At 74.9% G+C, this 12,890-nt stretch carries 10 protein-coding genes; 3 read left to right on the forward strand and 7 right to left on the reverse strand.

Annotation, left to right across the window (positions count from 1 at the left end; all coding sequences use genetic code 11):
• Positions 1-62 precede the first annotated feature (62 nt).
• On the forward strand, positions 63-719 hold the full coding sequence (locus tag OH807_RS34930; RefSeq protein ID WP_406207461.1) for a hypothetical protein: 657 nt from the start codon (positions 63-65) through the stop codon (positions 717-719).
• Position 720: 1 nt separating this feature from the next.
• On the opposite strand, the gene OH807_RS34935 is transcribed toward OH807_RS34930, so the two are convergent.
• A complete protein-coding gene (locus OH807_RS34935) occupies positions 721-1,743 on the reverse strand; it encodes a glycosyltransferase family 2 protein (protein ID WP_406207464.1) in 1,023 nt (340 codons plus the stop codon).
• A 325-nt stretch (positions 1,744-2,068) separates the two neighbouring features.
• Positions 2,069-3,595: an MFS transporter gene (locus OH807_RS34940; protein WP_406207467.1), complete on the reverse strand. Its 1,527-nt coding sequence runs from the start codon at positions 3,593-3,595 to the stop codon at positions 2,069-2,071.
• 106 nt (positions 3,596-3,701) lie between these two features.
• Here OH807_RS34940 and OH807_RS34945 point away from each other — a divergent pair, with 106 nt between their 5' ends.
• Positions 3,702-4,316 carry a TetR family transcriptional regulator gene (locus OH807_RS34945; RefSeq protein WP_406211351.1) on the forward strand — a complete coding sequence of 205 codons (615 nt, stop codon included), beginning with the start codon at positions 3,702-3,704 and terminating at the stop codon, positions 4,314-4,316.
• Between the two features lie 127 nt (positions 4,317-4,443).
• Here the strand turns inward: OH807_RS34945 and OH807_RS34950 are convergent, their stop codons facing one another.
• The 3 genes from OH807_RS34950 to OH807_RS34960 form a co-directional block, all read right to left on the reverse strand.
• Entirely contained in the window at positions 4,444-5,145 is a 702-nt protein-coding gene (locus tag OH807_RS34950; protein WP_406207470.1) for a transglycosylase SLT domain-containing protein, read from the reverse strand.
• Positions 5,146-5,728: 583 nt separating this feature from the next.
• Positions 5,729-6,781 carry an EI24 domain-containing protein gene (locus tag OH807_RS34955; RefSeq protein ID WP_406207473.1) on the reverse strand — a complete coding sequence of 351 codons (1,053 nt, stop codon included), beginning with the start codon at positions 6,779-6,781 and terminating at the stop codon, positions 5,729-5,731.
• Positions 6,782-6,964: 183 nt separating this feature from the next.
• Positions 6,965-8,422, reverse strand: coding sequence for an amino acid permease (locus OH807_RS34960; protein ID WP_406207476.1), 1,458 nt, complete (start codon positions 8,420-8,422; stop codon positions 6,965-6,967).
• Between the two features lie 272 nt (positions 8,423-8,694).
• On the opposite strand from OH807_RS34960, the gene OH807_RS34965 reads away from it, so the two are divergent.
• On the forward strand, positions 8,695-9,975 hold the full coding sequence (locus OH807_RS34965; RefSeq protein ID WP_406211352.1) for a metallophosphoesterase: 1,281 nt from the start codon (positions 8,695-8,697) through the stop codon (positions 9,973-9,975).
• A 62-nt stretch (positions 9,976-10,037) separates the two neighbouring features.
• Here the strand turns inward: OH807_RS34965 and OH807_RS34970 are convergent, their stop codons facing one another.
• Together OH807_RS34970 and OH807_RS34975 are read right to left on the reverse strand one after the other, a co-directional pair.
• Positions 10,038-12,287 carry an MMPL family transporter gene (locus OH807_RS34970; protein ID WP_406207479.1) on the reverse strand — a complete coding sequence of 750 codons (2,250 nt, stop codon included), beginning with the start codon at positions 12,285-12,287 and terminating at the stop codon, positions 10,038-10,040.
• Positions 12,288-12,534: 247 nt separating this feature from the next.
• Positions 12,535-12,747, reverse strand: coding sequence for a hypothetical protein (locus tag OH807_RS34975; protein WP_406207481.1), 213 nt, complete (start codon positions 12,745-12,747; stop codon positions 12,535-12,537).
• Between the last annotated feature and the right edge of the window lie 143 nt (positions 12,748-12,890).

A 12,890-nucleotide genomic window follows, 5' to 3' on the forward strand; every position in this document is an offset into this window, starting at 1 on the left:
CCCACGGTAGTGGCCACCCCGGCGTGCGGCCGACGGTGCGTCATGCGGCAGACTCGGCTGCCATGGTCACTGATGCGGCGCCGGCCGGCGAGAACGGTCACGACGGGAACGGTCACGACGGGACCGCCGGCGGCCCCTGGTCGGCGGGCCTGCCGATCGGCGAGCGCTCGCCCCTCCCGGTCGACGGCGCCCCGTCCTGGGACATCTTCCCCTACGAGGGCGAGCTGCGCGTCAAGGTGCTGGCCGCGCCGGAGCTGCCCGAGCCGCCCCGCCAGGGCGAGAGCGGGCCGGCGGACTGCGATCAGTGCGCCCGCCCGGACGAGGACTTCCTCTGGACCGACGAGCACTGGCGGTTGAGCTCGGCCGGCACCCCGTCGGGCCTGCCCGCCGTCGTCCTGCTCCAGCCGCGGGCCCACCACGACCTGCTCGACCTGCCGCCGGAGCGTGCCGTCGAGCTGGGCCCGATGCTCCAGCGGGTCGAGGCCGCCGTCCTCTCGCTGGGCGGCATCGGCCGCGTCCACGTGAACCGTTGGGGCGACGGCGCCGCACACCTGCACCTGTGGCTGATCGCCCGCCCCGCGGGCATGATGCAGCTGCGCGGTTCGACGCTGCCGCTCTGGATGGACGTCCTGCCGGCGCTGCCCGCCGAGGTGCGGGCCGCGACCGCCGGCCGGATCGCCGCCGCGATGGCGGCGGGCGGCGGCACGGCGCACGCCTGAGTCAGACCGCGGCCCGGCGGCGGGCCGAACCGGTCAGCGTGCCCTTGGCGATGTGCGAGAGCTTGGCCATCTCGAACGCCGGGTAGGCGCCGCCCGCCAGCAGCGAGAACTTGACGCCCTCGCGCCCGCCCGGCCGCCGGTGGCCGGGCGGCTGGAACCGGCGGTGGTGGTCGGCGGCGCGGTGGAAGAACTGCGGGCGTTCGGCCCGCGCCACGCAGCCGGCCAGGTCGAAGACGAACAGGTAGTGCCGGATCATCCGGACGAACAGCGCGTCGCGGACGGCGTCCGCGTCGGGCAGCCCGTCCAGCAGTGCGAAGCTCCGCTCGTACTGGTCGAAGACGTCGAACACGCTGCTGCCGGGCGAGCCGGTCGGGTGGACGGTCTCCCGGCGGCGCAGCTGGACGCAGGCGCGCGGCAGGGCGGCGATCCGGCGGGCGGTCAGCAGCGCCGCGTGCACCACCGGGACCTCCTCGTACCGGCCGTCGGGGAAGGCCAGGCCCTGGGCGCGCCAGTGCTCGCGGCGGACCAGCCGGTCCCAGATCAGCGGGGGCGCCCCGACCACGTCCGGGCGCTCCAGCGGCCCGAACACCTCCGGCCCGGCCTCGGCGAGGGCGGCCTCGGCGCCGCCGGGCCAGTCCCGCCCGCCGTGCCGCCGGGTGTGCCCGAACAGCAGCACGTCCAGCGGCCCGGTCCGGTCCAGCCGGTCGGCGAGCGCCTGGAGGCCGTCCCGGGGCATCAGGTGGTCGGCGTCCAGGAACAGCAGGTACTCCCCGGTGGCCCGGGCCGCTCCGGCGTTGCGGGCGACGCCCACCCCGACGGCGGCGTCCAGGTGCAGCACCGAGACCCGCGGGTGCCGGGCCGCGTAGGCGTCGGCCGTCCCGGCGGGGGTGTCGGGGGAGCGGTCGGCGACCACGACGACCTCGAAGTCGCGGAAGGACTGGGCGAGCAGCGAGTCCAGGCACTCCGGGAGCTGTTTCTGCTGGTCGTAGGCGGGGAGCACGACGCTGATCAGAGGTGAGGGCATGAGGCCGGAGCGTAGGAGCGGACGCGGGAGCTGGCAAAGGGCTGACGGCACATCATTCTGATCAATACCCGTCAAATCGTACGGGCGTGCGCCAGATCTTCACCGGTCGCCCCGGACGCGTCCACGTCAGTGGCCGGAGCGGGACCGTTCGTGGACCGCCGGGGGGCCGTTCGTGGACCGCCGGGGGCCGGTGCGCTCGTCGCCCCTCCCGCCGCGGCCAGGCCCGGTCACCCTCCGTCGCCAGGCCTGATCACCCTCCGTCGCCGGCCGGCGCGCGACTGCTCGCACCGGTCGGCGACGCGTCCCCGGAGGTCCGGCCGCGGGCTCAGTGCCCGTCCGCCGCCGGTCGGCGCAGCAGCAGCGCCACCGCCGCGGCGGCCAGTGCCGTCACGCCCGCCGCGGCGAGCAGGGTGAGGTGCATGCCGTCCACGAACGCCGTCCGGGCGTGCTCGCCCACCGGGCCGCCGATCCGGGCGGCGGCGGCCAGCGAGGAGCGGGCGGCCTCGGCGAGCTGCGGGGGCAGGCCGGTGACGTCGAGGCCGTTGCGGTAGCCGGAGCCGAGGAGGCTGCCGAGGACGGCGATGCCGAGGGCGCCGCCGAGCTCCCGCGAGAGGTCGTTCATCGCCGAGCCGACGTTCTGCAGGGACGGCGGCAGCGCGTCCGTGATGGCGGTGGTCGCCGGGGTCATCGCCAGCCCCGATCCGGCGCCGAGCAGCAGCAGGGCGGCGGCGAGCTGCCAGTACGGGCTGTCGGCGCCGAGCCCGCCGAGCGCGGCCATCGCGCCGGCGATCAGCGCCAGCCCGGCCACCCACGGCCCGCGGGTGCCGAAGCGCTCCGCCAGGACCGGGGCGAGGCGGGAGAGCGGCACCATCGTGGCGGCCATCGGCAGCAGGCTCACGGCGGCCACCAGGGCGCTGTCGCCGCGGACCAGCTGGAGGTACTGCATGATCACGAAGATGTAGCCGAAGAAGGCGAAGAACTGGCACATGATCGACAGCGATCCGGCCGCGAACCGGCGGTTGCGGAACAGCCGCGGGTCCAGCAGCGGGTGGCGCCGCCGCAGCTCCCAGGCCACGAAGCCGGCCAGCACCGCCAGCCCGGCCGCGATCCCGCCCAGGGTGACCGGGTCGCCCCAGCCGTGGGTGGGGGCCTCGATCACCGCGTAGACCAGCACGCCCAGGCCGACCGTCGCGAGCAGCGCCCCGCCGACGTCCAGCCGCGGCGCGCCCGGATCGGCCGACTCGGGCACGAAGAGCAGCGTCCCGGCCAGCGCCACCAGCGCGAGCAGCAGGTTCAGCAGGAACACCGCGCGCCAGGACCAGAACTGCAGCAGCGTGCCCGAGGCGAGCAGCCCGACCACCGCGCTCGCGCCGGCCACGGCCGCCCAGACGCTGACGGCCCTGGTCCGCTCGGCCCGGGGGAAGGTGCCGGTGATGGTGGAGAGGGTGGCCGGCATGACCAGCGCCGCCCCCACCCCGAGCAGGCCGCGCAGCCCGATCAGCACGGTCGGGTCGGTGGTCAGCGCGGCGAGGCCGGAGCCGCCGCCGAACAGGGCGAGGCCGGTCAGCAGCGCGCGGCGCCGGCCGAACCGGTCGCCGAGCGCCCCGGCCGGCAGCAGCAGGGCGGCGAAGACCAGGCTGTAGGCGTCGATGATCCAGGACAGCTCGGTCTGGCTGCCGTGCGTCTCCCGGGCGAGCTCGGGCAGCGCGACGTTGAGCGAGGCCATCGCGGCGACGACGGTGGCCAGCGCGAGGCAGGTGACCAGCAGGACGAGTCCGTGCCGGACGGGCGGCGCGCCGGGGCCGGCGGCCGGTGGACGGTCGGCGGTGGCCCGTGGCTCGGTGGCGGTCATGGCGGTCCTTCTCTCCCTGGCGTCCTGGCGCCGGCCCCGGAACTGCGGGGCGGGACCGGCTCGATGCGGCCAGCGTGGAGGGGCGGCCGCTAGCATTTCAACCGTGATGAATAAATCGCCGGGCCGCGGTCGGCGGACCGGCAGCCCGGACACCCGCGCCGAGATCCTCGGCATCGCCCGCCGGCGGTTCCTGGCCGAGGGGTACCAGGCCGTCACCCTGCGCTCGGTCGCCGCCGAGGCGGGCGTGGACGTCGCCCTGGTCAGCTACTTCTTCGGCTCCAAGAAGGGCCTGTTCGGCGCCGCGCTCGCACTGGCGACCAACCCCGCCGAGCAGCTCGCGCTCGTCCTCGAAGGGGACGTGGAGACCCTGCCCGAGCGGGTCCTCTCCCAGGTCCTGGCGGTCTGGGCCGAGCCGGAGAGTGCCGCTCCGCTGCGCGCGATGCTCGGCGGGGCGGCCCAGGACCCAGCGCTCGGCGTGCTGGTCAGCGAGGTGCTCCAACGGGAGATGACCGACCGGATCGCCGCCCGGATCGGCGGCGCCGACGCGCGCCGCCGGGCCTGCGAGTTCGCCGCCCAGCTGGCCGGGCTGATCATGGTCCGGCACGTGCTGCGCCTGGAACCGCTCGCTTCGCTCCCCGCTGATGAAATCGCCCGGACGTACCTCCCGCTGCTGCGGCACGCGCTGCGCCCCCGCCCGGCTGCGCAGCGGGCTGCCCGGTAGCGGAACGGCCGCCCGGTGGCGGAACGGCCGACGACCCCGCGCGGAGGAGCTCCGTGCGGGGTCGTCGGTGTGCTGCGGGCGGTGCGGCGCCCCCGTGGGGGCGGCCGGCCCGGTACCGGTGGCCGGCTCAGTACCAGTGGTGGGTCTGCCAGAAGGACCAGGCGGCGCAGGGGCTGCCGTAGCGGCTGTTCATGTAGTCCAGGCCCCACTTGATCTGGGTGGCCGGGTTGGTGCGCCAGTCGGCGCCGGCGGAGGCCATCTTCGAGCCCGGCAGCGCCTGGACCAGGCCGTACGCGCCGGAGGAGGCGTTGACGGCGAGCGGGTTCCAGGTGCTCTCGCGGGAGACGATGTTGCTGAAGCACTGGAGCTGGCCGGCCGGGACGATCTGGGCGGCGATCTCGCGGGGGCTGCCGGAGTAGGTGGGCTTGGCGTTGAGCGCGGGGCGCTCCTGCGAGCGGGAGGCGGCCTCCGCGTCGGCCCTGGCCTTGGTCTCCGCCTGCGCCTTGGCCTCCGCCTGGGCCTTCGCCTCGGCCTCCGCCTGGGCCTTCGCCTCGGCCTCGGCCTGCGCCTGGGCGGCGGCCTGGGCCTGCGCGGCAGCCGCGTCGGACTGGGCCTGCGCGGCGGCGGCGTCCGCCTGCGGGGCCGCGGCCGCGTCGGCGACCGGCTGCCCGTCCACGGAGACACCGGCGGCACCGGCCACCGGGGCGGCGGCCTCGGCGACGTTGCCGCCGCTCTGCGGGAGGGCGAGGGCGGCGGTGGCCGCGCTCGCCACCACGAGGGTGGTGATGCCGGTGATCAGCGAGTTGCGGCGGGCATGGCTGAGCTGCATGGAGCGGAGGGTCCTTTTCCGTCGGGGGCCGTGTCGGCGCCGTGTCGGGAGCACGGGGCATCCGGCACGCGGGCGGGGCTCGGGTGAGCGGGGTCCGCAATGCCGTCCGGGACGGCCATGGCACCCCGGCGGTGACGGCGGGGCGGGCGGGATGCGCGGCGGCCGGGGGCCGGTCCGCGCTGCCTGGCGACGAGCCATTCTTGGCAGAGCGCGGCGCGGGCGGCAAAGCCGCCGGGTACTACGCGCAGTAGTGGACGGAACCGGGGGGAACGGCGAAGCGCCCGGCCGGAGCCGGGCGCTTCTGTCTGATTTGTCCGTTTTATTCGATTGGCAGGCCGGGCGGTCGAATCGTTGGCGAACGATCGGCCCGAACGGCCCCGCCGCCTGCGTTCTTCCGGCCCGCGGCCCGTTCCCGGCCGCCGCCCGCCCGGTCCTGCCACCCCGTCGCCGGCTGCGGACGCGCGGCCCGCCGGGCGCCGTCCACTATGGAGGGCAGTAGACGGGGGAGGTCGTGTGGGCGGCTTCACACCCGGTGGGGCCTGAGGTGGGCGGAGCGTGACCGCCCGGTCACCCGGCTGCCCGGTCAGCCGTTCCGGTACGGGTGGGGCCCGGCGGCCGACTGCGGCGGCGTGCCCGCGTACGGGTTCGCCGGGTGCGGACCGGCCGGGTGCGGACCGCCCGGGTACGGACCGCCCGGCTGCGCAGCTCCCGCGTACGGGTTCGCGGCGTACGGGTCGCCCGCGTAGGGATTGCCGGGCACCGGCTGCTGCCCGGTCTGCCCGCCGTACCCGTCGTACCCGCCGTACCCGGGGAAGCTGCGGGCGTCCGGGCCGCTCGGGGCCTCGGCGTCGGTGCCCGCTTCGGCGTCCTCGCCGGCCTCGGTGTCCTCGTCCTCGTCCTCGACCGGGACGAGGTCGCGCGCGAGCAGCGTGGCGCCCGCCACCGCGCCGGGCATCGCCAGGACGGTCACCAGCGGGACGAGGAAGGCCAGGATCAGCGGTACGCCGAAGCCCAGCGCGAGGCCGAGCCGGGCGCGCAGCAGCCGGATCCGCTCGCGCTGCGGCACGCCGCGCCGCTGCAGGGCCACCGAGGTCAGTTCGACCGAGAGGAAGAAGCCGGAGACCAGGAACCCGGCCACCGGCACCAGCGTCTGCCCGACCACCGGGATGAAGCCGCAGGCGAACAGCAGGATGCCGAACCCGGCCACCCGGAGCAGCACGTGCAGGCTGTCCCGCGCCGAGATCAGCAGCTCGCGCCAGAGCGGCACCTCGGGCGGGGTGGGCGCACCGCCCTCGGTCTCGTCCACCTTCGCGCAGAGGGCTTCGTAGAAGGGCTGGCCGACGAGCAGCGTGACGGCGGTGAAGGTGATCAGCGAGATCAGCAGGCCGCCGCCGAAGACGATCAGGGCGAGTGCGCCGCGCAGCAGTCCCTGCCAGGGCGAGCCCCAGCTGTCGGCGAACGGGGTCGCCCAGGCGGCGAGGTCCTCCGACCAGCCGCCGAGGAAGACCAGCGCCACCGCGTACCCGACCAGGGTGATCAGCGCGGGGATCATGCCGAAGCCCCACCAGCGGCCGTGCCGCCCCACCCACTTCTGGCCCTTGGCCAGATAAACCGTCCCCGCCACAAGATCTCGCATAGGGGGAAGGGTAGGGGCTGGAGGTCGGCAGGTCATGTCCGTTCCGTCCTGGCCCGGCCCCGGTTCCGGCGCCGGTACCGGCCGGTCCGCCTCCCGCAGATCACCGGGGCCGCGAACGCCGCCGGGCCCGGGAGCCTCCGCAACGGCTCCCGGGCCCGGCATTCGCGGGTGGCGTGCTCCGGATCAGGCGGCCGGTGCCACCGCCGCAGCCCGTCGCCGGCGGCCCACCACGGCCGATGCCGTCAGCACCAGGGCTGCGGCGACCAGCGACAGGTACATCTGCTTCCGCCCGTCGGCGTCGGTGAACATGTACGCCACCACGAACCCGATCATGCCGATCGCGGCCCAGGTGAGGTAGGGGTACAGCCACATCCGGACGGTCAGGCGCTCGGGCATCTCGCGCTCGATGATCCGTCGCATCCGGAGCTGGGAGAAGCAGATCACCAGCCAGACGAAGAGGGCCACGGCGCCGGAGGAGTTGAGCAGGAAGGAGAAGACGGTGTCCGGGGAGGTGTAGTTGAAGAAGACGGCGACGAAGCCGAACACCACCGAGGAGAGGATCGCGACCCGCGGCACGCCGCGCTTCGTCACCGAGGCGAAGGCCTTGGGGGCGTCGCCGCGCCGGCCGAGCGAGAAGGCCATCCGGGAGGCGGTGTACATCCCGGAGTTGAGGCAGGAGAGCACGGCCGTCAGCACGATCACGTCCATCACCTGGCCGGCGCCGGGGATGCCGACGTGCTCCAGGACGGCCACGTACGGGCTGGACTTGACCGCGGCGGAGTCCCACGGCAGCAGGGTGACCACGAGCAGGATCGAGCCCAGGTAGAAGATCCCGATCCGCCAGATCACGCTGTTGGTGGCCTTGCTGACCGCCTTCTCCGGGTCCTCGGACTCGCCGGCGGCCAGGGTGACGATCTCGCTGCCCATGAAGGCGAAGACCACGGTGAGCATGCCGGTGAAGACCGCCCCGACGCCGTGCGGCAGGAAGCCGCCGTGGCCGGTCAGGTTCTCCGTGCCGACCGCGTGGGTGCCCGGCAGCAGGCCGAACGCGGCCAGGATGCCGATCACCAGGAAGGCGGCGATCGCCACCACCTTGATGCCCGCGAACCAGAACTCGAACTCGCCGTAGGAGGCGACCGAGAAGAGGTTGGTCGCGGTGAGCACGGCCATCACGATCAGCGCGAACGCCCACTGCGGCACGCCGGGCATCCAGTTGTTGAGGATCTTCGCGCCGGCGGTGGCCTCGACGGCCAGCACCACGACCCAGAAGAACCAGTACAGCCAGCCGATGGTGAAGCCGGCCCAGCGGCCGAGCGCCCGGTCCGCGTACGCGGAGAACGAGCCGCTCTGCGGGTCGGCCGCGGCCATCTCGCCGAGCATCCGCATCACCAGCACGACCAGCACGCCGGCCAGGGTGTAGGAGAGCAGGATGCCGGGGCCGGTCGAGGCGATGCCCGCGCCGGAGCCGACGAACAGGCCGGCGCCGATCACGCCGCCGATCGCGATCATCGACAGGTGGCGGTTCTTGAGACCGGCCTTCAGGTGGCCGTCGCCGCCGTGGCCCGGCGAGCCCTGGGGCTGCTGCCGGGTGCCGGCGTCGGCCGGCGGCGAGCCGGCCGGGGTGGTGGTTTCCGCACTCATGGAGGGTGCCCTGTGCCTTTCCAGCGCGGCTGACCCTCGGCTCGTACGCCGGAGGGTGGGGGACGGACCCGCGCAATGCGGTGCAACCTAACTTCTACCTCCGAGTATCGGAACAAGGCCTTCGGAAATGTCCGCTGAACGGACACAAAAGACCAGGTCAGGGCGGGTGAATCAGATGTCCGGAAAGCTCAAATCTGATGCAGCCTCAGCCGGTTCGCGGGCCCGGGGGCCGTGCGCCGGCCACCCGGCGCGCCGTTCATACTGTCGGCGTGATGATCGTCCTCGTGGTGCTCGGCCTGCTCGCCGTCCTCGCCCTCCTGGCCCTCGCGCACTGGTACGTCTGGCGGCGCCTCGTGCGCGACGTGTCGGCGCCCGGCGGGTGGTGGCGGCGGACCGGGACGGTGCTGGCCGTCGTCCTGCCGCTGCTCGCGATCGGCGCCCTGGTCGGCGGGAACGGGCTCCCGATGGCCGTCCAGCGGTGGTTCGCCTGGCCGGGCTTCCTCTGGCTGGCGGTGCTGCTCTACCTGCTGATGGCGCTGGCCGTCGGCGAGGTGGTCCGGCCGCTGCTGCTGCGCCGGCCGCACCCCCGTCCCGCGGGCCCCGCGGTCCCGGCGGCTGCCGAGGTCGCTCCCGAGGAGGCTCCGGAGCGGCCCGGAGCCCCCGGATCCCGCGGGGCTCCCGAGCCCTCCGCAGCCCCCGCGACCCCGGTGGCCGGGGCCGCTCCCTCGCCCGGGCGCCGGCTCTTCGTCGCCCGGGCGGTCGCGATCGGCGCCTCCGCCACCGCGGTCGCCGTGGTCGGCAACGGCGCCTACGGCGTGCTGCGCGGGCCGCGGGTGAAGCACGTCACCGTGCCGCTGGCCAAGCTCCCCGCCGGGGCGCACGGCTACCGGATCGCCGTGGTCAGCGACATCCACCTCGGGCCGATCCTCGGCTGCGGCCACACCCGGCGGATCGTCGACACGATCAACGGCACGCAGCCCGACCTGATCGTGATCGTGGGCGACCTCGTGGACGGCACCGTCGCCGAGCTGGGGCGGGCCGCCGAGCCGCTGGCCGACCTCCGGGCGCGCGACGGCGCGTACTTCGTCACCGGGAACCACGAGTACTTCTCCGGCGCCGCGCCCTGGGTGGAGTTCGTCCGCGAGCTCGGCGTCCACCCGCTGCAGAACGCGCGGGTCGAGCTGCCCGGCTTCGACCTGGCCGGGGTCAACGACCTGGCCGGGCGTTCCGAGGGGGAGGGCCCGGACTTCGCCAAGGCGCTCGGCGACCGGGACCGCGCCCGGACGTCCGTGCTGCTCTCGCACCAGCCGGTCACCGTCCACGACGCCGTCCGGTTCGGCGTCGACCTCCAGCTCTCCGGCCACACCCACGGCGGCCAGCTCTGGCCCGGCAACTACCTCGCCGAGCTGGCCAACCCCACCGTCGCGGGGCTGGAGCGCTACGGCGACACCCAGCTCTACGTGACCCGCGGGGCCGGCGCCTGGGGCCCGCCGGTCCGGGTCGGGGCGCCGTCCGACATCACCGTCGTCACGCTGGCCTCGCCCCGCGCCTGAGAGCCGCGCCTGAGAGCCGGGCCCGAGGGCCGGGGCCGGGCCGGGGCTGGGGTGCGGCGGGTTCAGGCCTGCTCGCCCTCGCCCTCGGTGTCGATGTGTGGCAGCACCCGGTCCAGGAACGGGGGCATCCACCAGGCGGCCGGCCCGAGCAGGGTCATCACGGCCGGCACCAGGAGCAGCCGCACCACGGTGGCGTCGATCAGCACGCTGACGGCCAGCCCGAGGCCCATCATCTTGATCACGATGTTGTCGCTCACGATGAAGGCGGCGAAGACGCTGACCATGATGAGCGCCGCGCAGGTGATAACCCGGGCGGTGATCTCCAGCGCGTGGGCGACACTGGCGCGGCTGTCGCCGGTCCGCAGCCAGGCCTCGTGCACCCGGGAGAGCAGGAAGATCTCGTAGTCCATGCTGAGACCGAAGACGATGGCGAACATCATCATCGGCACGTAGCTCTCGATCGGCACCTTGCCGGCCACCCCCAGGGCCGGTCCGCCCCACCCCCACTGGAAGACCGCCACCAGCACGCCGTACGAGGCGGCGATGGAGATCAGGTTGAGCACGGCGGCCTTCACCGCGACCAGCAGCCCGCGGAAGACCAGCAGGATGATCAGGAAGGCCAGGCCGACCACCACGGCGATGATCGGCAGCAGGCGTGCGGAGACGAGGTCGGCGAACTCGACCTGGGCGGCCGTCGTCCCGGTCACGTAGGTCTGGGCGCCGGTGCCGGCCACGGCCTGCGGCAGGACGGTGCCGGAGAGCTGGCCGACCAGCTCGGTGGTGGCCTTGTCCTGCGGCCGCTGGGCCGGGGTGACGGTGTTGAACAGCACGGCGCCGTCGGAGCTGGTCTGGAGCGGGGTGACGCCGGCCGTGTCGGGCGTGCCGGCCAGCGCCTGCTGCAGGGAGCTCTGCAGCGCGGGCCGGGCGTCGGTGGGGACGCCGCTCTGGTCGACGACCACGGTGATCGGGCCGTTCGAGCCCGGACCGAAGGCGTCGGACATCAGGTCGAAGGCGCGCCGGTCGGTGAAGGTGGTCGGATCGGCGCCGTCGTCGATGTGGCCGAGCTGGATGGAGAAGAGCGGAACAGCCAGAACGCCGACGACGACCACGCCCGCGGCCAGGAACCACCACGGGCGGCGCTCGACCCGCTGGGCGTAGCGGTGCCAGGTGCCGGTGATCTCCTCCCCGGTCGCGGCGCCGGTCTCGGCGATCGGCCGGTGCACCGTCCAGCGGTCCATCCGGCGGCCGATCAGGCCCATGAACGCGGGGAGCAGGGTGAGCGCGGCGGCGACGGCGGAGATCACCGTCACCCCGGCGGCCGCGCCGAGCTTGGCGATGAAGCTCATCCGGGACACCGCCAGGCCGGCCAGGGCGATGACCACCGTGCAGCCGGAGACCAGCACCGCACGCCCACTGGTGGCCACCGCGTGCCCGGCGGAGGCCACCGGGTCCTTGCCGTCCATCAGGCCCTGCCGGTGCCGGGTGAGCAGGAACAGCGCGTAGTCGATGCCGACGCCGATGCCGATCATGGTGGCCAGGGTCGGAGCCACGGTGGCGAAGGTGGTGGTCGCGGCCAGCAGGCCGAGCAGCCCGAGGCCGACGATGGCGCCGATCAGGGCGGTGACCAGCGGCAGGCCGGCCGCGAGCACGCTGCCGAAGCCGATCAGCAGCACGACGATCGCGACGCCGAAGCCGATCAGCTCGCTCACCCGGTCGTCCGGGGCCGGCCGGGCCAGCTCGCCGAGCGGCCCGCCGTACTCGACCTCCACCCCGGCGCTGCGCAGCGGGGCGACGGCGGTGTCCACGCCGTCGAGGTACTCGTCACCGAGGGTGCTGGGGCTCTTGTCGAAGCGGACGGTGATGTAGCCGGTGAGGCCGTCCGCCGCGAGCGGTCCGCCGGGCGGGGCCGGCTGGCCGGCGGCCGGCAGCGGGTTCTGCACGGACTGCACGTGCGGCAACTGGCCCAGGGCGGCGACGACCTGGTCGACCTGGCTCTGGAAAGAGGTGAGCGGCTGGGTGTCGTGCAGCACGATCGTGGAGCTGGTGCCGCCCAGCGCGGGCTCGTGGGCCTGGAGGAGGCTCGCGCCCTCCTGCGCCTGGGTGTTCGAGAGCGAGAAGTCGTCCGAGTACGCTCCGCCGATGGTGCGGTTGGCCACCTGGACGCCGGCCAGGGCGACCAGCCAGAGCACGATCACCAGGACGGAGTGGCGCGCGCACCACTCGCCGAGCCTGCGCAGCGCGCCGCGTTTCGGCGGCTGCGGGGGCCGGGCCGGGGCGGGGATGCGGGCGGAGCCGCCCGGGGATGAGGGCATGAACGCTCCTGGGGGCCGGAGATGACGCTCTGTCACACAGGGTCGGGCGGGGCCGGATCGGACGCGGCCCGGTCGGGCCGGCCGGCGCCGGGGCGGCCCGGCGCGACAGGGCGCGGAGCCCCGATGCTAGGGAGCGGAGCCGGGCGAACCGGGCCGATCGGCGGGTGACACGCCCCGGTCCCTCCGTTCGGCGGTCCCGCGCCCGCCGCCCACCGGTGTGCGGCTCCGCGGCCCGGGCCCGGGTGGCTCAGAGCGGCCGCAGCTCCAGCACGACCACCCGGGCGCCCTCCGCCGGCCCGGTGCCCCGGGCGGCCAGGATCCGCGGGATGTCGCTCTCCTGCGAGTACCCGGGCACCACCGTGACCTCCGCCCGCCGCACCCCCGGCTCGCCGGCCACGGTGTACGCCACGGCGTACGTGGTCCGCTCCGGCGGTGGCGGGGGCGGCTCCGTCCTCGGCACGGCGCCACCTCCTCGCTCCGCTGTCCGTTCTCCGCCGCCCGTACCCTGCTGTCGTCCCGCGCCGCCCATTCTCCGCCGGTCCGGCCGGCGGCGGGTGGTCGTGGCCGGGCCCGGCAGGCAGCCGCGACCGCCCGCCGCCGCCC

Source organism: Kitasatospora sp. NBC_01560, from assembly GCF_045208415.1.
In the GTDB taxonomy this organism is placed as follows: domain Bacteria; phylum Actinomycetota; class Actinomycetes; order Streptomycetales; family Streptomycetaceae; genus Kitasatospora.